The organism is Neobacillus mesonae, assembly GCF_023715155.1.
GTDB classification, from domain to species: domain Bacteria; phylum Bacillota; class Bacilli; order Bacillales; family Cytobacillaceae; genus Neobacillus; species Neobacillus mesonae_A.
On record NZ_JAMBNQ010000001.1, the window covers coordinates 110,072 to 130,335 of the forward strand.

The 20,264-nt window shown below is 37.4% G+C and carries 21 protein-coding genes; 14 read left to right on the forward strand and 7 right to left on the reverse strand.

Going from position 1 to position 20,264, the window contains the following annotated elements:
- Positions 1–19: 19 nt before the first annotated feature.
- From M3183_RS00610 to M3183_RS00635, 6 genes are all read left to right on the forward strand, one after another.
- Positions 20–829, forward strand: coding sequence for a pyruvate, water dikinase regulatory protein (locus tag M3183_RS00610; RefSeq protein ID WP_251465396.1), 810 nt, complete (start codon positions 20–22; stop codon positions 827–829).
- A 504-nt stretch (positions 830–1,333) separates the two neighbouring features.
- Complete coding sequence (gene dnaG / locus M3183_RS00615; RefSeq protein ID WP_251465397.1) at positions 1,334–3,142, forward strand: DNA primase; 1,809 nt, start codon at positions 1,334–1,336, stop codon at positions 3,140–3,142.
- Positions 3,143–3,182: 40 nt separating this feature from the next.
- A complete protein-coding gene (gene rpoD, locus M3183_RS00620) occupies positions 3,183–4,313 on the forward strand; it encodes an RNA polymerase sigma factor RpoD (RefSeq protein ID WP_251465398.1) in 1,131 nt (376 codons plus the stop codon).
- A gap of 500 nt (positions 4,314–4,813) precedes the next feature.
- Complete coding sequence (gene cccA / locus M3183_RS00625; RefSeq protein WP_251465399.1) at positions 4,814–5,182, forward strand: cytochrome c550; 369 nt, start codon at positions 4,814–4,816, stop codon at positions 5,180–5,182.
- A gap of 126 nt (positions 5,183–5,308) precedes the next feature.
- Positions 5,309–6,040, forward strand: a complete 732-nt coding sequence (locus M3183_RS00630) for a tRNA (adenine(22)-N(1))-methyltransferase (RefSeq protein ID WP_251465400.1) — start codon at positions 5,309–5,311, stop codon at positions 6,038–6,040.
- A complete protein-coding gene (locus M3183_RS00635; protein ID WP_251465401.1) occupies positions 6,018–7,133 on the forward strand; it encodes a Nif3-like dinuclear metal center hexameric protein in 1,116 nt (371 codons plus the stop codon). Before M3183_RS00630 ends, M3183_RS00635 begins: the two co-directional genes overlap by 23 nt.
- A gap of 22 nt (positions 7,134–7,155) precedes the next feature.
- Here the strand turns inward: M3183_RS00635 and M3183_RS00640 are convergent, their stop codons facing one another.
- Together M3183_RS00640 and vrrA are read right to left on the reverse strand one after the other, a co-directional pair.
- The gene (locus M3183_RS00640) at positions 7,156–8,097 is read right to left on the reverse strand and encodes a 4-hydroxy-3-methylbut-2-enyl diphosphate reductase (protein WP_251465402.1); all 942 of its coding nucleotides are present in this window, start codon (positions 8,095–8,097) and stop codon (positions 7,156–7,158) included.
- 131 nt (positions 8,098–8,228) lie between these two features.
- Positions 8,229–8,975 (reverse strand): VrrA/YqfQ family protein, encoded by a 747-nt coding sequence (gene vrrA, locus M3183_RS00645; RefSeq protein ID WP_285878205.1) that lies wholly within the window; start codon positions 8,973–8,975, stop codon positions 8,229–8,231.
- Between the two features lie 279 nt (positions 8,976–9,254).
- On the opposite strand from vrrA, the gene M3183_RS00650 reads away from it, so the two are divergent.
- Together M3183_RS00650 and M3183_RS00655 are read left to right on the forward strand one after the other, a co-directional pair.
- Positions 9,255–10,571 (forward strand): DEAD/DEAH box helicase, encoded by a 1,317-nt coding sequence (locus M3183_RS00650; RefSeq protein WP_251465403.1) that lies wholly within the window; start codon positions 9,255–9,257, stop codon positions 10,569–10,571.
- A gap of 19 nt (positions 10,572–10,590) precedes the next feature.
- On the forward strand, positions 10,591–11,484 hold the full coding sequence (locus tag M3183_RS00655) for a deoxyribonuclease IV (protein WP_251465404.1): 894 nt from the start codon (positions 10,591–10,593) through the stop codon (positions 11,482–11,484).
- A 59-nt stretch (positions 11,485–11,543) separates the two neighbouring features.
- On the opposite strand, the gene M3183_RS00660 is transcribed toward M3183_RS00655, so the two are convergent.
- Positions 11,544–11,801 carry a DUF2624 domain-containing protein gene (locus M3183_RS00660; RefSeq protein WP_251465405.1) on the reverse strand — a complete coding sequence of 86 codons (258 nt, stop codon included), beginning with the start codon at positions 11,799–11,801 and terminating at the stop codon, positions 11,544–11,546.
- A gap of 204 nt (positions 11,802–12,005) precedes the next feature.
- On the opposite strand from M3183_RS00660, the gene M3183_RS00665 reads away from it, so the two are divergent.
- The 3 genes from M3183_RS00665 to M3183_RS00675 are packed head-to-tail and all read left to right on the forward strand — an operon-like array spanning position 12,006 to position 14,057.
- On the forward strand, positions 12,006–12,785 hold the full coding sequence (locus tag M3183_RS00665) for a metal ABC transporter ATP-binding protein (RefSeq protein WP_251465406.1): 780 nt from the start codon (positions 12,006–12,008) through the stop codon (positions 12,783–12,785).
- A complete protein-coding gene (locus M3183_RS00670; RefSeq protein ID WP_251465407.1) occupies positions 12,782–13,654 on the forward strand; it encodes a metal ABC transporter permease in 873 nt (290 codons plus the stop codon). The genes M3183_RS00665 and M3183_RS00670 overlap by 4 nt, the downstream gene beginning before the upstream one ends.
- Complete coding sequence (locus M3183_RS00675) at positions 13,641–14,057, forward strand: Fur family transcriptional regulator (RefSeq protein WP_251465408.1); 417 nt, start codon at positions 13,641–13,643, stop codon at positions 14,055–14,057. Before M3183_RS00670 ends, M3183_RS00675 begins: the two co-directional genes overlap by 14 nt.
- Before the next feature lie 31 nt (positions 14,058–14,088).
- Here M3183_RS00675 and M3183_RS00680 read toward each other — a convergent pair whose 3' ends face one another.
- Positions 14,089–14,688: a 5' nucleotidase, NT5C type gene (locus M3183_RS00680; protein ID WP_251465409.1), complete on the reverse strand. Its 600-nt coding sequence runs from the start codon at positions 14,686–14,688 to the stop codon at positions 14,089–14,091.
- Between the two features lie 391 nt (positions 14,689–15,079).
- Here M3183_RS00680 and M3183_RS00685 point away from each other — a divergent pair, with 391 nt between their 5' ends.
- Positions 15,080–15,406 (forward strand): hypothetical protein, encoded by a 327-nt coding sequence (locus M3183_RS00685; protein WP_396953690.1) that lies wholly within the window; start codon positions 15,080–15,082, stop codon positions 15,404–15,406.
- Positions 15,407–15,462: 56 nt separating this feature from the next.
- Here M3183_RS00685 and ispG read toward each other — a convergent pair whose 3' ends face one another.
- From ispG to M3183_RS00700, 3 genes are all read right to left on the reverse strand, one after another.
- Positions 15,463–16,572: a flavodoxin-dependent (E)-4-hydroxy-3-methylbut-2-enyl-diphosphate synthase gene (gene ispG / locus M3183_RS00690; RefSeq protein ID WP_396953684.1), complete on the reverse strand. Its 1,110-nt coding sequence runs from the start codon at positions 16,570–16,572 to the stop codon at positions 15,463–15,465.
- 150 nt (positions 16,573–16,722) lie between these two features.
- Positions 16,723–17,061, reverse strand: coding sequence for a hypothetical protein (locus tag M3183_RS00695; protein ID WP_251465410.1), 339 nt, complete (start codon positions 17,059–17,061; stop codon positions 16,723–16,725).
- An 85-nt stretch (positions 17,062–17,146) separates the two neighbouring features.
- Positions 17,147–17,920, reverse strand: coding sequence for a DUF1189 domain-containing protein (locus tag M3183_RS00700; RefSeq protein WP_251465411.1), 774 nt, complete (start codon positions 17,918–17,920; stop codon positions 17,147–17,149).
- 288 nt (positions 17,921–18,208) lie between these two features.
- On the opposite strand from M3183_RS00700, the gene M3183_RS00705 reads away from it, so the two are divergent.
- The gene (locus M3183_RS00705) at positions 18,209–18,817 is read left to right on the forward strand and encodes a superoxide dismutase (RefSeq protein WP_251465412.1); all 609 of its coding nucleotides are present in this window, start codon (positions 18,209–18,211) and stop codon (positions 18,815–18,817) included.
- 110 nt (positions 18,818–18,927) lie between these two features.
- Positions 18,928–20,151, forward strand: coding sequence for an MFS transporter (locus tag M3183_RS00710; protein ID WP_251465413.1), 1,224 nt, complete (start codon positions 18,928–18,930; stop codon positions 20,149–20,151).
- Positions 20,152–20,264: the final 113 nt, after the last annotated feature.

Genomic DNA, 20,264 nt, shown 5'->3' on the forward strand with positions numbered 1-20,264 from the left:
GCAGAGGAGATGATACAGAATGAACTCGCCAATAATTTACGTAGTATCAGATTCAGTAGGGGAAACGGCTGAATTAATGACAAAAGCGGCAATAAGTCAATTTAACGGCTCTGAAATAACTCTTAAACGTTTTCCCTATGTAGAAGATAATGAACATATAGATGAGGTGTTATCTCTTGTTTCGCTGGACAAGGGAATGATAGCATTTACACTTGTTAAACCTGAAATGAGAAAATACATGCTTGAACAGGCCGAAAAGGCAGGAATTAGAGCCGTCGACCTAATTGGTCCAATTATTGATGAAATCCAAGCCTTTTCTGGTAAGAAACCATTATTTGAACCTGGGCTTGTTAGAAAACTTGACGAAGATTATTTTAAGAAAATTGAAGCCATCGAATTTGCTGTAAAATATGATGATGGCAGAGACCCTCGGGGGATTTTAAAAGCAGACATAATTTTAATCGGTGTATCAAGAACGTCCAAAACTCCTCTTTCCCAATATTTAGCACATAAAAGGATTAAGGTTGCCAATGTTCCATTAGTTCCGGAGGTTGATCCGCCCGAGGAACTTTATAAGGTACCGAAGGAAAAATGTTTTGGCTTAAGAATTGGTCCGGAAAAATTAAATCATATTCGTAGAGAACGGTTAATTTCCTTAGGATTAAATGATCAGGCCAGCTACGCTAATATTAATCGAATTAAAGAAGAGTTAGACTTTTTTAATCAGACTGTCGAAAAAATCGGCTGTCCAGTCATTGACGTGACAAATAAAGCTGTTGAAGAAACTGCAAATATCATTCTAAGTTATATATATAAAAGGAATGCTTAACACATAATCTTTGATTATGTGTTTTTTTATGAAAAAAGTTATGGCAAAATCATATTAAATATACTATAATAAAAAATTGTGATAAAAATGAATCTTTTAGGTTTAGACTTGCCATTGAACGAATAAACTATTTACTGTTAGATGTCAAGTCAGGGAGACATCCTTTTTCCTAAAAAAATTCGACATAAATCCATTTTTTCTATTTTTTATGAAATTCGATGTGTTTATGCGCCCGAAAACTTGTTAGGGTCTAAATATGATACTCGGCTGTGTTTTCTTGGATAAAAATGAGGTTAAAAAGAAGGAATATGCAGAGTGATGTAGAATAAATACAATAGCAAAAGAAATTCCGACAATTTTTGTCGACACAGACTCATCCTAAATGTAAACAGAAATTGTCGAAATTGCTTCTGTTAAGATCCAGGAGGAATTGGCTGAAATTTGTCGAAAGTTGAAGGAAGTTGAAAAGGTCTAATACCTAGAAGTAACTGGAGTTGTTTTTTCATGGCAGATCGTATTGCCGAAGATAAGATAATTGAAATTCGTCAAGCTGTTGATATTGTTGAGATAATTGGTGATTATGTCCAATTAAAAAAACAGGGACGAAATTACTTCGGATTATGTCCATTCCATGGAGAAAGTACCCCATCTTTTTCGGTATCGCCTGATAAACAGATTTTCCATTGTTTTGGCTGCGGCGCAGGAGGAAATGTTTTCTCTTTTTTAATGGAACTGGAAGGAATTTCGTTTCAGGAAGCAGCAGTAAAACTTGCTTCAAAAGCAAGTATTGATCTTGAAATAAATTTAACCGCCCATCAGAAAGAGAAAAAAGTTCCTAAAGAACTGCAAGCTATAAGAGATGCTCATGAGCTATTACGTAAATTTTACCACCATTTGCTGGTAAATACAAAAGAAGGTCAGCAGGCTTTAGAGTATCTTTATGGAAGAGGATTTACCCAAGAGTCGATTGATAAATTTCAAATTGGATATTCCTTAAATTCATGGGATTTTGTTGTTAAGTTTCTTTCAAAAAGAAACTTTTCCCCGGAATGGATGGAAAAAGCGGGGTTGATTATCAAGCGTGAAAGAGATGGAACATTTTTTGATCGTTTTAGGGATCGAATTATGTTTCCGATATTTGACCGAAATGGAAACACGATTGCTTTTTCAGGGAGATCGCTAGGGGGGGAAGACCCCAAATATTTAAATAGTCCCGAAACGGCAATCTTTAATAAAAGTAAAATTTTATATAATTATCATCAAGCAAAGTCCAGTATAAAAAAACTACAGCATGCTGTATTATTTGAGGGTTTCGCTGATGTAATTGCAGCTGATCGTGCCGGAGTTGAAAACGGCATCGCCACAATGGGGACATCACTGACAGATGAACATATTGCGTTATTGCGTCAGAATGTCCAATCGATGGTTATTTGTTATGATTCCGATAATGCTGGAATCGAAGCAGCTTACCGTGCTGGGAAGATGATGCAAGATGCAGGTTTTGAAATCAAGGTGGCCATTATGCCAGATGGACAGGATCCGGATGAATACATTAAAAAAAATGGTCCTGAAAAATTCCGTCATGAAGTAATTGAAGCAAGTCTAACGTGGATGGGGTTTAAATTTCTATATTTTCGCCGTGGAAAAAACCTTCAAAATGAAGGAGATAAGCTGGCGTATATAGAAGAAATAATAAAAGAAATCAGCAAACTGCCTATGGCTGTAGAAAGAGATCATTATTTACGGCAGCTTGCTTCTGAATTTTCTCTTTCATTAGATGCCTTAAAACAACAGCAAAAACAGTTCTATTTTGCTGAAAAAAGAAAAGAAAAAGGAAAGAGCGGGCCAAGCTTTAATCAAGTAATCGTTCCAAAGCCGGCAAAAGACTTAAAACCTGCCTATTATAGCGCGGAACGTTATTTGATTGCCCACATGTTGAAAAATCGTGACCTGTTATATAAAGTGCAGGAACAGCTTGCGGGGAATATGTTTAATATTGATGAACATCAGGCGATAATAACATATCTGATTGAATTTTATGAAGAACATCCAGAACCGGATTCTGCTGCATTTTTAAACCATCTTCAAGATGAAAATCTAAGAAGAATGGTTGTAGATATTGAAATGCAATCCATTAGCGATGAACTAAGCAATGAGGAATTATCAGATTATATTAAGCAGGTGTTGAATTACAAAAAGTTGTTAAAGATAAAGGAAAAAGAAGAAAAGCAAAAAGAAGCAGAAAAGCAAAAGGATTTTTTGACAGCTGCTGTCATTGCAAATGAAATTATTCAATTACGCAAATCATTATAGATTTAATTTATTGTCTTTGATTTTGGAAGGAGGGTTCCCTATGGCGGCTGAAAAATCAGCACGGTCACAGGAGGTCGAAAATGAATTGACCTTAGAACAGGTAAAACATCAATTAACGGTGGTAGGAAAGAAAGTCGGTGTCCTCGCCTATGATGATATTGCCGAAAAACTGGCACATTTTGAATTGGATTCTCATCAAATGGATGAATTTTATGAATTTCTTGGTGACCAAGGAATTGAATTGGTCGGTGACAGCGATGAGGAAGATCCAAGCGTTAAAGAGTTATCTAAGGAGGACGATGATGAATTTGATTTAAACGATTTAAGTGTTCCTCCAGGCGTTAAGATAAACGACCCAGTCCGTATGTACCTAAAGGAAATCGGCCGTGTTGACCTGCTTTCTGCTGAAGAGGAAATCAACCTTGCGCACCGTATAGAGCAAGGAGATGAGGAAGCGAAGCGTCGACTTGCTGAAGCAAACCTCCGACTTGTCGTTAGTATTGCAAAACGTTATGTTGGCCGTGGAATGCTGTTTCTTGATTTAATCCAGGAAGGGAATATGGGTCTGATAAAAGCAGTTGAAAAATTTGATTATCGAAAAGGGTTCAAATTTAGTACGTATGCAACATGGTGGATACGTCAGGCTATAACCCGTGCAATTGCAGACCAAGCAAGAACGATTCGTATTCCAGTTCATATGGTTGAAACAATTAATAAACTTATTCGGGTGCAACGTCAATTACTTCAAGACCTTGGACGTGAACCAACACCTGAAGAAATTGCTGAGGATATGGATTTAACGCCGGATAAGGTCCGTGAAATTTTAAAAATTGCTCAGGAACCAGTTTCTCTGGAAACGCCAATTGGCGAGGAAGATGATTCCCATCTTGGAGACTTTATTGAGGATCAGGATGCTACATCTCCTTCAGAACATGCTGCATATGAATTATTAAAAGAACAGCTGGAGGATGTACTTGATACCTTAACAGACCGTGAAGAAAACGTTCTGCGTCTCCGTTTTGGACTTGATGATGGCCGTACCCGCACCTTGGAAGAGGTCGGTAAGGTATTTGGTGTTACCCGTGAGCGGATTCGACAGATTGAAGCCAAAGCATTGCGCAAATTGCGCCACCCTAGCCGCAGCAAGCGGTTAAAAGATTTCTTAGAATAAAAATAATGAAGCAAATAGTTTACTTCTTTTGGAGTAAACTATTTTTTTATTATTTTACTGAATTGTCTCGCACTTTGCAAATGGCCCTAATAAACTTTTTTTGGAAATTAGTTTATTAATAAAGAAATTTTTTCTTTATTTTTCATTAGTTACTTGATATTAAAGGGGTTCCATTATTTATAGATGGTTTTCTGGTAAAATCAAATAATAAATTATTTAGAGAAATTTTAAAATCCTGCATGCTTAAAATGGTTGTCTTGGCGGAGTAAAAAACTTTAATGTCATTTCTCGATTAAAAGAGTCATAATAACTTGAATTTGGGAAATATAAGAAGAGGCAGAGTTAACAAAAAGCCGGTCTTTTTACCTTTTTTAGAAAAGATTATCGTAATAAAATAAGTTTAGGTCTTTTCCTTCTGTTGATTTTAAAGTAAAATAGAAGTTGTTTGTGGGAGTTTTTATTTAATTTAGCATGTTTATGTACATAAGGGAGGTTTTATCATGAAACGAAATCCAGTTGTTCCTTTCATTCTCGTTATGGTCTTTGGAATCGCGCTTATTTTCTTTTTGTCTTTCAAAGGTGTTGGCGATATGAAAGAAGTAGCAAAGGATAAGGGTGAGAGTAAAGGTGCAGAGAAAACAGAAGTAGCTGCAACAAACCCTGAAGACATTTACAAATCTACTTGTATTGGTTGTCATGGGGATCAGTACCAAGGCGGAGTTGGTCCAGCATTAAAAGGAATTGGCAGCAAGATTTCAAAAGATGAGATCAAGGATGTCATTCAACATGGTAAAGGTAACATGCCGCCAGGACTTGTAAAACCAGAGCAGGCTGACGCGATGGCAGATTGGGTGGCCAATCTTAAGTAAGACGAGCTAAAGGGTCAACCCTTAAGCTGTATCAGTTCAATAGAAAAATAATACTTTGCTGCTCAAGGTCCTTTGCATCTGTAAAGGACCTTTTTTATACTAAAAGAAAAAAGTGTGGTGTGTTTTTTGAATACAGATAAATTATCGGCGCGCCTTGCAGCTGTAGCCAAATATGTACCAAAGGGGGCTAAGATAGCTGATATCGGTTCTGATCATGCATATCTTCCCTGTTATTTGGCGAAAAATAGCGGTATTTCCTTTGCTGTTGCCGGCGAAGTGGCAGTTGGACCGTTTCAATCTGCTGAACGAAATGTTTCATCAGAAGGATTATCTGACATGATATCTGTCCGCCTTGGGGATGGTCTTGAAGTAATTCAGTCAGGTGAAGTAGATCATATAGCCATTGCCGGAATGGGTGGGGCCCTTATTGCCAGTATATTAGAGAATGGAAAAGAGAAACTGGGCTCGGTAAAAAGACTTATACTTCAGCCAAACATTAGTGCGGTCTCGGTCCGAAAGTGGTTTTTAGACAACGGCTGGGTATTGATTGCTGAAGAAATTATCGAAGAAGACGGGAAAATTTATGAAGTATTAGCGGCTGAAAAAGGCAGTAATCCATTAAAACCTTATGAACAAAATGTTGAAGCTGGGTTATTATTTGGACCATATCTATCTAAGGAAAAGAGTAAAGTATTTGCGAAAAAGTGGCTAAATGAAAGAAATAATTGGCTGCGTATATATCAGCAGCTTGAGCATGCCGCCCAAACCCCAGGTACTGTTGAGAAAAAGAAGGAACTGTTTACTAAAATCCAACTGGTGGAGGAGGTCCTAGGAAATGAAGAATCCAAACGGTCATGAAATCATTCAATTATTTGAAAGGTTTGCCCCAAAAGGACTGGCAATGGAAGGGGATAAAATCGGCTTACAGGTAGGGCGCCTAAATAAAAAAGTTCAGCGTGTCATGATTGCGCTTGATGTGCTCGAAAACGTCATAGACGAAGCAATTGAAAAGGATGTCCAGTTAATTATTGCCCACCATCCTCCTATTTTTAGGCCGTTAAAAAATATTGTTACAGATACTACACAAGGAAGAATGATTGAAAAACTATTAAAACATGATATTGCCGTTTATGCTGCCCACACTAATTTAGACGTCGCTAAGGGCGGTGTCAATGACTGGCTGTCAGAAGCATTAGGCTTGGAAGAAGCGGAAGTGCTGGTACCAACGTTTGAAACAAGCTTAAAAAAATTGGTTGTTTTCGTTCCTTCCAGTCATGCTGAGGAGATTCGGAAGGTCCTTGGGGATGCAGGGGCAGGATTTATAGGCAATTACAGTCATTGCTCATTCACAGCAGAAGGTACAGGCAGGTTTATGCCTGGGGAAGGAACAACTCCCTATATAGGACAAACTGGACATCTTGAAGAGGTGGAAGAGGTTCGGATTGAAACAGTAGTCCCTGAACATTTATTGAAAAAAACTATTTCTTCAATGCTTAAAGCACATCCATATGAGGAGGCTGCCTATGATATTTACCCTATTGATCTTAAAGGGGAGGTATTAGGATTAGGCAGAATCGGGAAAATTGCGGAAATGACATTAGGAGATTTTGCTGAGAAAGTAAAACGGGACCTTGAGGTAGACAGAGTCCGTGTGGTAGGTGACTTGAATGAAAAGGTAAGAAAGGTAGCTGTTTTAGGCGGTGACGGGAATAAATATTTTTATCAGGCTAAGATGAATGGGGCAGATGTTTATGTCACGGGAGATATTTATTATCACACCGCACATGATGCGATGATGCAGGGATTGAACATCGTTGACCCCGGACATAATGTTGAAAAGGTAATGAAAAAAGGATTAACCCATACATTACAAAAGTTGTGTAAAGATGCAGGGTTATCAGTGGAGGTTTTCCCTTCAGAAGAGGATACAAATCCATTTCAATTTATATAAAAAACCGGTCAAAAGACCGGTTTTACTGTTTCTTAACTTTTGGCAGAATTTTTGCTAATGGAACTTTTTTCATCCGTTGCCATGTTGTTTCATCGTTCGGATCAAATTGTTCTAAGAAAGTGATTACTTCCTTAGTAATCGGTGTTGGTGTAGAAGCACCTGAAGTAACAGCAACTGTTTTTGCATCTTTAATCCAATCTATTTCTAATTCAGATATATCAGCAATTCTGTAAGCCGTTGTACCTGCAATATCTTCTGAAACTTGTGCTAAACGGTTTGAGTTATTGCTTTTCGGGTCACCGACAACAATAGTTACATCCGCTTCAGGAGCTTGTTCAGCTACTGCCTCTTGGCGGATTTGAGTGGCATGGCAGATTTCATTAAATACCTCTGCATGAGGATATTTTTCTTTTACTTTTTCCATCGTGTCACGGACATCCCATTGACTCATTGTGGTTTGATTTGTGACAATCAGTTTGTCATGATGAATGTTTAATGCTTCTACATCTTCCGGTGTTTGAACAAGGTACACCATTCCAGGAGCGACTCCAAGTGCTCCTTCTGGCTCTGGATGACCCTTTTTGCCAATATAAATGGTGTAATAACCTTCTTGGGATTTCTCGTAAATAAGATCATGTGTCCTTGTAACATCAGGACATGTAGCATCAAGTGTAACAAGCCCTTTTTTCTTTGCTAATTCTCTTACCTCCGGTGAAATACCATGAGCAGTAAAGATAACTGTACCTTTATCGACCTTTTCTAGGATCTCCATACGATTATTTCCATCAAGAGTGATAATTCCTTCTTCGGCAAAGGCGTCAGTGACATGTTTATTGTGAACAATCATCCCTAAAATATAAATAGGGCGCGGCAGTGTTTTATCTAAAGCAGCATTTCGAGCAATTACCATGGCATCCACAACACCATAGCAATATCCGCGTGGTGAAATTTTTATTACCTGCATATATAAAATCCTCCTAAAAGGCTATTTTTGTAGATTATATGTTTTATTATATATAAATAATAGATATAATACAAAGATACAATTTTCCTTCAGAAAAAGAATGCTGAACAACATGATCAGCATTCTTTGGATTAAATATATAATTTTGGAAGAGAAGACCCTCTAGGAGATTGGGTGCTTTTGGCTGCATTAGGCTGCTTACGGCCTGTAGTTTTCGCTTTATTTTGCTGGCTGATTCTTTGCTTTGTCCTTTTGGATGTTGTTCTATTTTGCTGGCTGTTTTTTTGTTTTGTACTTTTAGCAGAAGTGGTTTGCTTTTCTTTGGTTTCAGATGACTCCATGATAGCCGCTTCTTTTTTTGCTCCTTCCTTGGATTCATCTTCATTACTATCTGGGGAATCCTTTAATCCTCGATAAAGTTTCCAAAGGGCTGGAAGGTTTCTTACCAGTGGTCCATATTGTTGAACCATTGGACCGATTGTTTGTGCGGTTTTTATAACCTGCTGGGTATTATTAAGAAAACCCATAAGGCCGCCTCCTCCAGAGCCGGACATGGATTGAAGTAATCCGCCGCCTGCGGCTCTTCCTGCTCCACCCATCAGACCACGGGCTCCCTGCATAGCCTGCATAGGACCCATCATTCCTCCAGGTCCACCGGCAGCGCCGCCTCTTCCCAAAAGCCTTGAAAGTAAACCGCCACCGCCTCCTCGGCCCATTTGCGGAGCACCTCCGCCCATTAACCCGCCAAAAGGATTTCCTTGGGGTCCCATCATTGGTGAACGTCCTCCTCCAAATAGACCTGAGCCCATCGGATTTCCCCCGCCAAATAATCTTGGACCCATCCCTCCTTGCATCGGCATCCTTGGTCCTGGCATCATACCAAATACCTCCTTTCAATATTCAAGTTTTGTTCGGCATATCAAACACGAAAATTTCATATTTATCCTTGTTTTAAGGTATGCATCTAATTGAATTTTGTTTAGGTATTCTGCTTAGTGAAATAATAAAAAGTGGTTTAAAAGTTTTGGAGCGGTTAATGATGATAATATAGGGTTTTAACTAGCGATTTGTAATAATCTTTACTATAATTACTTGATGGAAGAAAAGCTAATTTATTTTTATATGATATTCCATTAGTTACTATAAGGAGCAATTAAATGAAGGTAAATCAATTTGAACATTTTAAATTTCAATCTTTTATAATGGAGGCCATTGAGGAATTTGGTTTTCTTGAACCTACTGAGATTCAAGAGCAAATGATTCCTGTTGCCTTACATGGAGAAAGTGCAATTGGACAATCACAAACAGGAACAGGAAAAACACTTGCCTATGTTCTTCCGATTCTTGAAAAAATAAAATCAGAACGAAGGGAAGTTCAGGCAGTAATAACCGCGCCTACAAGAGAACTTGCATCCCAAATTTATCAGCAGATTTTAAAGATCACAGAACATGCAGACAGGGAACACCATATTACAACAAAATTATTTATCGGTGGTACGGATAAACAGCGGACAATTGAAAAATTGAAGGTGCAGCCGCATATAGTTGTTGGAACCCCTGGGAGAATTCATGACCTCACTGCAGAGCAGGCCCTATTTGTCCATACTTCTCAAATTTTGGTTGTGGATGAAGCTGATATGATTCTGGATATGGGGTTTATTGAAGATGTTGACAAAGTAGCTGCACGGATGCCGGCAGATCTGCAGATGCTAGTTTTCTCCGCTACCATTCCGGAAAAGTTGAAACCATTTTTAAAGAAATACATGGAAAATCCAAAAATGATTCAAATTGAGCCGCGAAAAAGAACAGTAGAAAATTTAATGCATTTTTTACTGCCATCAAGGCATCGCGATAAAAAAGAGCTTGTTCACGATGCTCTGGTTGCTTACAATCCTTATTTAGCCATTGTGTTTACCAATACAAAAAAGATGGCGGAGGAAGTAGCCGATTATTTAAATGAAAAGGGTTTAAAGGTAGGCCGTGTACATGGAGATTTAACACCTAGAGAACGAAAAAAGATGATGAAGCAGATCCAGGACCTCGAGTATCAATATATTGTAGCTACAGATTTAGCCTCAAGAGGAATTGATATTGAAGGAGTAAGTCATGTCATCAATTATGAACTGCCTGCAGATTTAGACTTTTATATTCATCGGGTCGGCAGAACTGCCAGGGCAGGCAGCGCCGGTACTGCTTTAACCATTTATGATTTATCAGATGAGGATGCACTAATTCATCTTGAAAAAATGGGAATTCAGTTTCAAAATATTGACCTTAAAAAAGGTGAATTTATTGAACTTGAAGACCGGAACCGGCGAAAAACACGTGTTAGACAAGCTGACGAGACGGATATGCTTGCAAAGTCAATAGTTCGAAAACCGAAGAAGGTAAAACCAGGTTATAAAAAGAAAATGCAATCTGAAATGGAAAAAGTTAAAAAAAGGCAGCGAAGATTAAATCAGAAAAAGAGATAACGGAAATGGAGAGAAGGCCATGTTAAAACTGGGATCACATGTTTCGATGAGCGGCAAGGATATGCTTTTAGGTGCAAGTAAAGAAGCAGTTTCTTATGGGGCAAATACATTTATGATATATACTGGGGCACCGCAAAATACGAGAAGAAAGAAAATTGAAGACTTAAATATTGAGGCTGGAAGAAAGCATATGGAGGAGCATGGTATTGATGAAATTGTTGTGCATGCACCGTATATTATCAACATAGGTAATACAACTAATCCGAATACTTTTGATTTAGGAGTGCGTTTCCTCCGCTCAGAAATTGAACGGACTGAGGCGATTGGGGCAAAACAAATTGTTCTTCACCCTGGTGCACATGTCGGCGCTGGGACGGAGGCTGGGATTAAGAAGATTGTAGAAGGACTTAATGAAGTTTTAACCGGCACAGAACAAGCCCAAATTGCCTTAGAAACGATGGCAGGAAAAGGGTCAGAATGTGGAAAATCATTTGAAGAACTTGCAATGATTATTGATGGAGTTCACCATAATGAAAAGCTGTCGGTATGCTTTGATACTTGCCACACACATGATGCCGGCTATCATATTGTGGAGGACTTTGATGGAGTATTAAATGAATTTGATAAAATAATTGGTTTGGACAGGTTGAAAGTCCTTCATATCAATGATAGTAAAAATACAATTGGAATGCGTAAAGACCGGCATGAGAATATCGGTTTTGGCCATATTGGGTTTAAAGCGCTTAATTATGTTGTTCACCATCCACAATTGATGGATATTCCAAAAATTCTTGAAACCCCATACGTCGGGGAGGATAAGAATAATAAGAAAGCCCCATATTTCTTTGAAATTGCTATGCTCCATAATGGAGAGTTTGATGAAAATCTCTTGGATAAAATTATGGAAGGGTAGAGAAAGATGAAAAAGCTGTGTCCATTACACAGCTTTTTTTCATCCTATATCATTTATCATTAATTTTTTACCAATTCGGTGAATAATTTATTTACCTCTCGCGCGGTTTGCGGTCCAGCTGCTTTAGCAATTTCTCTAATCAATTGGGAACGCTCACGATCATCAAAAATATTAATATTTTTTCCTTTTAAGTATTCAGCGATTTTCTTTGCCTGACTTCTATTTACAACAATATTAAACTGTTTAGCATACTTCATTAATTCTTCAGCAGTGATTGTATTTATTTTGTGATTAATGATACTTTCGAAAATTTTCACTTTGATCACTCCTCTGTAATAATTTATGAGGAAAAAGCAGGAGTGTGACAGATGATTTAACCGCATTATAGGTCGGCAAGCCCCTGCCTGATTGATTTTCATTTGTTACATCATTTGCTCATTCTTTACAATTGGGAGTACCTATTGTATACTACTTTAAGTTAAATCGGAATGATTCTTAAAATAAAGGTGAGAGTGCAGATTATGCAATCTATAATTGAAATAAGTCACTTATTTTATCGATATGAAAAAGATATTGTCCTTAATGACATCAATTTGACTGTTCCTCCGAAATCTTTTTTAGCAATTGTTGGGCCTAATGGTTCAGGTAAATCAACTTTGTTAAAACTTATTTTAGGTTTACTAAAGCCTCAAAAGGGAAAAGTTCAGTTATTTGGTCAAGATATCAGTAAATTTAAAGACTGGCAGAAAATTGGGTATGTTTCTCAAAAAGCTAATTCATTTAATACCGGCTTTCCGGCAACTGTATTTGAGGTTGTTTCAAGTGGATTGACGAAGAAAATTGGATTATTTAAATCCTTTAAAAAAGTTGATGCTGCCAAGGTAATGAAAGCATTAGAAGCCGTTGGGATGGAGACGTTTCACAATCGAAATATAGGTGAGCTATCCGGCGGCCAGCAGCAAAGAGTGTTTATCGCACGTGCACTTGTCAGTGACCCAAAGCTGTTAATTCTTGATGAACCAACAGTTGGAGTAGATGCTCAAAATGTCAGTTCTTTTTACCAAATGCTAAGTGATTTAAATACAACCCAAGGCATTACCTTAATCCTTGTCACACATGACATTGGTACCATTTCAGATAAGGTTTCACATGTTGCCTGCTTAAATAAACATTTGTTTTTCCATGGCGATACAGATGAATTTGAACAGATGAGAATGGAAGAATTATCAAAAACCTACGGTCATGATATAAAACTTCTTACACATGAACACGGTCACGAGCACGGAGGTGTTCTAAAATGATTCAGGGAATATTCCATTACGAGTTTTTGCAAAATGCATTCCTTACAGGTATTTTAATTGGTTTTCTAGCTCCATTATTAGGTGTGTTCATTGTTGTTAGAAGGCTGTCATTAATTGCTGATGCCCTTAGTCATGTTACATTGGCGGGGATTGCAGCAAGCCTCTTAATTGAAAGAAAGTTTGCAGTTATGGCCGGTTTAAACCCGTTGTATTTAGGAATGGTATTTTCAGTCGGCGGTTCTTTGTTTATTGAAAAGTTAAGAGGAGTCTACAAGCATTATCAGGAATTAGCAATTCCCATTATTCTTTCAAGCGGAATTGGCTTAGGGGTTATTTTTATTTCTCTTGCCAATGGTTTTAATACGGACCTATTTAGTTATCTATTTGGCAGTGTGACAGCGGTGAGCCGGATTGATTTAGTTGTCATTTCTATTATCAGTGTTGTTGTTGTTGTATCGATTGTTTTATTATATAAAGAATTATTCATTTTATCATTTGATGAGGAACATGCAAAAGCTTCTGGTATTCCTGCGAAAACCATACATTTTATTTTTATTGTTATGGTAGCATTGGTCATTGCAGCTTCCATGAGAATTGTCGGTATATTATTAGTTTCATCCTTGATGACTCTGCCTGTTGCCGCCAGTATTCGTATTGCCAAAGGATTCAAACAAACAATCTTTTTTTCCATTATATTTGGAGAGATTTCCGTGCTTGGTGGTTTATTTTCGGCATATTATTTAGATTTGGCTCCTGGTGGTACCATCGTCATGATTGCAGTGTTGATTTTAGTTTTAACAATTTTCTATAAAAAATTGATGATAAAAAGGCATGTGCAAAAGGAGATTCAATTCAATGAACGTTCATGAAGCAATTCAATATTTAAAAGAAAATGGATTTAAACAAACGGGTAAAAGGGAAGATATGCTGCAAGTGTTTGCAGATAGTGATAAATATTTAACAGCAAAGGATGTTTTTGAACAGTTAAAGGATGAGTATCCAGGGCTGAGTTTCGATACAATTTATCGTAATCTTGCACTGTTTGTCAATATGGGAATATTAGAGATGACAGAATTATCAGGTGAAAAGCATTTTCGTTTTACCTGTACTGCCCCTCATCATCATCACCATTTTATATGCTTATCCTGCGGCAAAACAAAAGAAATTGAAACATGTCCAATGGATGCTTTGATGGAGAATTTAAAGGGGTATGAAATTTCGGGCCATAAATTTGAAATTTACGGCACCTGCCCTGAATGTCTTCAACAATAAAAACAGCTTGCGGAGGCAAGCTGTTTTTTATTTATTTTGAAAAGGCCATCTGATAGGTTCTTTTTTCCTGGTGGAGCCAATTGTCCACCCATTCCGCAGCTTCATTCCAATTATTCACACGGATAACTCCGTTCGGAATTGCATCTTGATTATACGGAGTGTTAAATAATATGACAGGAATTTTGCATTCCTCGTGTATTGCTACTGCATTATCATGTTTGTCCTCAAAAAAGATATCGATATGATGCTTTTTTACTGTTTCAACCTTATCATGAGACCCAATTAGTTCAATATGGTGAAAGGTAATTCCATGTTTGATAAACCAATTTTGGGTGACATCCATTAAATGAGGACCGCGAGCACTGATGAAAAATAATTCATGTGCCTTTTTCCATTTATTTAAAGCCTCCTCTGCACCCAATGCAATGGGGGATTCTTTATAGATCACTGGTTCATTTTTGGAAAACCATTCAGCAAAGGCCTCACTTGAAACATTAACGAAAGGTGTTAAATCATATTGATCTATTTCCTCATAGGTAAGGTTTAAGTTAAAAGCCTCATTAATAAAAGGGATCATAGACGTCGGACAAGTAACAGTCCCATCAATGTCAATGCCAAAATTTTTCTTCATCTTGCTTTCACCTTCATTTACATTACATTACTTTTAATTTTACCAAAGAAAATTTTATGATAAAGAACTTTTTTTGAAAAAATGCAATGATTCACTATTTAAGACAAATATTAACATAGTAAAACAAGTTGAATAGCAAAGAATAATGAATGCTCCTATTACTGAAAGCGAGGGATGCTAATTGGCAGAGAAAAGTGACAATCATGTACAGGAAGCCTTTGAGGGTTCCTCTATTGGTGAAGGAATTCCAAGTTATCCTTCACAGATGAAAGAGGAAACAGCTTCTGAATACGAAACACCTGTACCTGCACAAACCTCAAGCTTTAAGGAAGAAACCGCCTCAGAGATTGGTGCACCAGTACCGTTAAGGGTCTCACTTAAGAAGGACGACATTCCGCAAAGAGGAGCGACTGTTCCAATTCGTTCAAGAAATCACCAGGAAGAAACAGCAGCGGAAATAGCAGCTCCAATTTCTGTCAACCGTGGAAGAGCTAGGGATGAAGACAGGGAAAGAGCTGAAGGTGGAGCGGGTTTAGGAACAGTAGCTTTAGCATTATCTATATTATCGCTGTTTGTATTGCCAATTCTTTTTGGTGCTGCAGGGATTGTACTTGGGATTGTTGCAAGACGCAGAGGTGCCCAAAGGCTTGGCGCATGGGCAATTGGTATTGGAGCGGTATCGATTATTATCGGTATCTTTATTCTTCCATTTTTTTAAACTGGCCATATTTTGGCTAAAAGAAAACCCGGTATTTTTACCGGGTTTTCTTAAATTTACTTTGTTATCTGTTCTTCTTCTGCTTTTTTCTTAAAGTATTCTTCAGCGATCTGATCAATTTCCTTTTTCAATTCCTCGACCATTTGAGCTTCAGGTACTTTCCGCACAATCTTTCCATGTCTGAACAAAAGACCTTCACCACGAGCACCGGCAATACCGATGTCGGCCTCACGTGCTTCTCCAGGTCCATTCACTGCACAGCCAAGAACAGATACTTTAATTGGTGCTTTAATGTTTTGGATATATTCCTCTACTTCATTAGCAATACTGATTAAATCGATTTCAATCCTTCCGCATGTTGGACAGGAAATCAATGTAGCTGCATTTGATGAGAGATGGAATACTTTTAACAGTTCACGTGCTACCTTAACCTCTTGAACAGGGTCGGCACTTAAGGATACGCGAAGGGTGCTTCCTATTCCTTTATTGATAATGGCTCCCAGACCGGCAGCACTTTTTACAGTGCCGGAAAATAATGTTCCTGATTCTGTAATCCCTAAATGCAGCGGATAATCAAAGGTACGTGCAGCTTTTTCATATGCTTCAATGGCAAGATTAACATCTGAAGCTTTCATGGAAACGATGATATCATGGAAATCCAAGTCTTCAAGTATTTTAATGTGATGGAGAGCACTTTCCACCATACCGTCAGCAGTCGGGTAACCGTATTTATCAAGGATTTTCTTTTCAAGTGAACCGGCATTTACTCCAATCCGAATTGGGATTCCTTTTGCTTTAGCAGCTTTTACAACTGCCTCAACTTTTTCCCGTCTGCCGATGTTACCAGGGTTGATACGGATTTTATCCGCACCACCCTCAATGGCTTTCAAAGCAAGCTTATAATCGAAATGGATATCAACAACAAGCGGGATATTGATTCGTTTTTTGATATCTGCAATTGCGTTGGCAGCACGTTCATCCGGACATGCGACACGGACGATTTGACAGCCGGCATCTTCTAAGCGTTTAATCTCCGCAACCGTTGCATCCACATCATGCGTTTTAGTTGTAGTCATACTTTGAATAATTATTTCATTATTACCGCCGATGGTTAAATTGCCTACTTTAACCGGACGGGTTTTTGAACGATGTATTATTTCACCCACGTGTAATTCGCCCCTTTAAATGAATTCTAAATATAGGGATAAAAAAACAAATCTATATCATTGTATCAGTGTTTTATCATTTTTACCATGATTATGGATTTCTTTATATTGTTAATTCGACCTTGACACTTATCCAGTTCTAGGCTTTTCTTATTTTGAGTAATCCGGGAAATGATATGTAATGCCTATTTGGATTTTTTCAGGGTCTTTGTCTGGATTTAACTTTTTAAAATCATTTATTAATTGGCTGATCGATACCGGGAGTGATTTGCCTAATTGGTGTTCAACAATAGAAATAACAGTTTGTCCAGGTTTTACCTCTGCATTAAATGAAGGTATTACCGTTTTTATTTTTGGTGTGTTTTCACTAACTGATGTTTCTTGATTTGGATTTACTGCGGAGTATGAAGGAAGAGTGCCGACGGTTAAATCGATATAAATAACATAAATGACTAAAACGGCAAATAGGAACCCTAATAATTTTTTCATCGGACAAGCCTCCATATGGGAATTAGTACAAAGGTATGCTTGTCCACTTCTAAATAGAACCAAAAATAAAAAACATCCCATTTTTTTAGGATGCTTTTTTTGGTCTCGGTATTTCTTTAATCGCAAGAAGTAATACGATGATGGCGACAACCCAATTGATTAAAAATGTATTTGGAACAGTTGTTTTTAATGCAGCCATTACAGTGAAAAAGAGGGTTGGAAGTGTTTCACTATAGGCAGCCATTCTCCACAAATGCCGATAGGTTAGTTTTCTTCCTGTCATATTTTTAAGAACTAAACCAATTAGTGCCAGTATGGAAACTTCAATAAAACTGGATGCACTAGAAAATAGATAAATAAAAATAGAAATAACAGGGATGATTATACCTTTTAGTCCGCTAATACTATCGATTAAATCAATAAGTTTTTGATTATTGATGTTTAATCCTTCCATCATAGAATAGGGGTAAGGATCACTTTGTCCGCCTGCAGCTAAAACAAATTCATCCTTCAATAGTGCAAAAGCATTCCCCGCATCAGCGACATCTTCCGCTGAAACGGTTCCAGTAGGATCAAGAAAAAAAGTAAATCCATCATGATTCTTTGTAACCGGGACTTCTGTTTTTGCTGTTAAATGACCGTTATGAATAGAAAAGTCAGGCGCCTCGTCTTGAATAAATGTTTTTGCGGTATCGAGACCAGAGGATAATGCCGTACTCATATAAATAATAGTAGGAAGGATGGATATGAAAGTTAAAAGAAATACATATAAAATGGTTTTTCCTATTCCCTGAAAGCGGAAATAAGCAATATCCTTCGGAGAATAAATACTTTTCACGAGCTGCTTAAATATATTCATAAAGACCACCTTAAAATAAATTCATCTTTTTATTTTATCCTTTGTCAAGACTATATACAAGAATTTAACTATACTGAAAAGGCTGAATGAGAAAATTTAAAGTGCTTGAGAATATTATTTATTAAAATGGATACTTTAAATATGGTGAAACCCAAGCTTATTATTTGAATCTTATGGTTATCTTTGGTATCTTTTAAGTAAAGCTTTAGAAGAATTCTTAAATCATAATTAATTTAAGAATTATGACTAGAGCCCTAAAAAATTCATATTACATAGGAGGAATTTACCATGGCTTTTGAATTACCGAAATTACCTTATGCAGAAGATGCACTTGAACCACACATTGATAAAGAAACAATGAACATTCACCACACTCGACATCACAACACTTATGTAACAAATTTAAACAATGCATTAGCCGGTAACGAAGAATTGCTTTCTAAATCAGTTGAAGAAGTAATCTCTAATCTCGATGCAGTTCCAGAAGCAGCTCGTACTGCAGTACGTAACAATGGCGGCGGACATGCTAATCATTCACTTTTCTGGACTATTCTTTCTCCAAATGGCGGCGGAGCACCAACTGGTGAATTAGCTGATGCAATCAATAATAAATTTGGCAGCTTGGATAACTTTAAAGATGAATTTGCAAAAGCAGCTGCAGGCCGTTTTGGTTCAGGCTGGGCTTGGCTTGTTGTAAACAACGGCGAATTAGAAGTAACAAGCACACCAAACCAAGATTCTCCATTAATGGAAGGCAAGACTCCAATCTTAGGCCTTGACGTTTGGGAGCATGCTTACTACCTAAAATATCAAAACAAACGTCCTGATTACATCAGCGCTTTCTGGAATGTTGTAAACTGGGATGAAGTGTCAAAACGTTACAGCGCAGCAAAATAATCTAATGATTATATAAAAAAGGCAGCCTCGGCTGTCTTTTTTATTTTCGTAAATGAATAAGAACATCTGCCTTGTTGAAAACTACCTCTTAAGAAAAAGGGGAGTTTTAGATGGCAAAAAGATTTAAATTACTAGGTGATGTTGAGTTAACGAAGGATTTAACATTATTACTTTTTATTGGAGGCTTATATTCATTAAGTGTAGCCTTATCTAATACATTTGTGAATATATATTTATGGAAGCAAACAGGTAAGTATTCCGATTTGGCACTTTACAATCTTGCAATCGTGATCTTACAGCCATTAACCTTTATTTTGGCTGGGCGCTGGGCGAAAAAAATCGACAGAGTGATTGTGCTTAGAATAGGGGTAATTTTTTTAGCGCTTTTTTATCTTTCTGTATTAATGACGGGGACACGAGCAGCTGATTTTCTATTGCTATTGGGCGGCCTTTTGGGAGTAGGGTATGGATTTTATTGGCTCGCTTACAATGTGTTAACCTTTGAAATTACCGAACCTGAGACAAGGGACTTTTTTAACGGTTTTCTAGGGATTTTGTCTTCCTTTGGAGGAATGATTGGTCCGATTGCTGCTGGGATTATTATCACGAGGTTTGAACAGTTCACAGGTTATACGTTTGTGTTTGGAATATCTTTAGCATTATTTGCCTTAGCTGTTTTTTTGAGCTTTTCATTAAAACCGCGGCCAGCACATGGCAGATACTGTTTTACAAGGATTTTCGAAGAGAGAAAACAAAATGAAAATTGGCGTCTCGTAACAAATGCACACTTTTTTCAAGGTTTAAGGGAAGGGACGTTTTTATTTGTCATCTCGGTATTTGTTTACATATCTACAGGAAGTGAAATGGCTTTAGGTACATATGGCCTTTTAAATTCGGGAATCTCATTTATTGCTTACTTTCTAGCCTCCAGATTGATCAAAAAGAATCTACGCAAAAAGGCTATTCTGATTGGCGGAGTTTTGCTCTATGCGGCTGTAATCTTAATTGTATGGGAAGTAACGTATTTAAAATTAATGATATATGCAGGTATTATTGCTATTGCCTATCCGCTTCTCCTAGTCCCTTATATTTCCACTACATATGATGTCATTGGACAAGGGTGGAAGGCAGCTGAAATGAGAATTGAATATATCGTGGTCCGGGAGATTTTCATCAATATTGGCAGGATTGTATCCATACTTGCCTTTTTGGCTGCAATTACATTATTTAATGAAGAAAAAAGTATTCCCATCCTCCTATTAGTTTTAGGAGCAGGACACACACTAATTTATTTTTTCATGAAACGAGTTTCTTTACCTGTACCAACACGATGAGTCAATTCGGCTCATCGTATTTTTTTACGATAAAAGTATAAAAATGACTGACTAATGAGTTTGCACTTTTCTATTAAAAATTGGCAAGCGTTCATCATAGAAAAATACTTCTA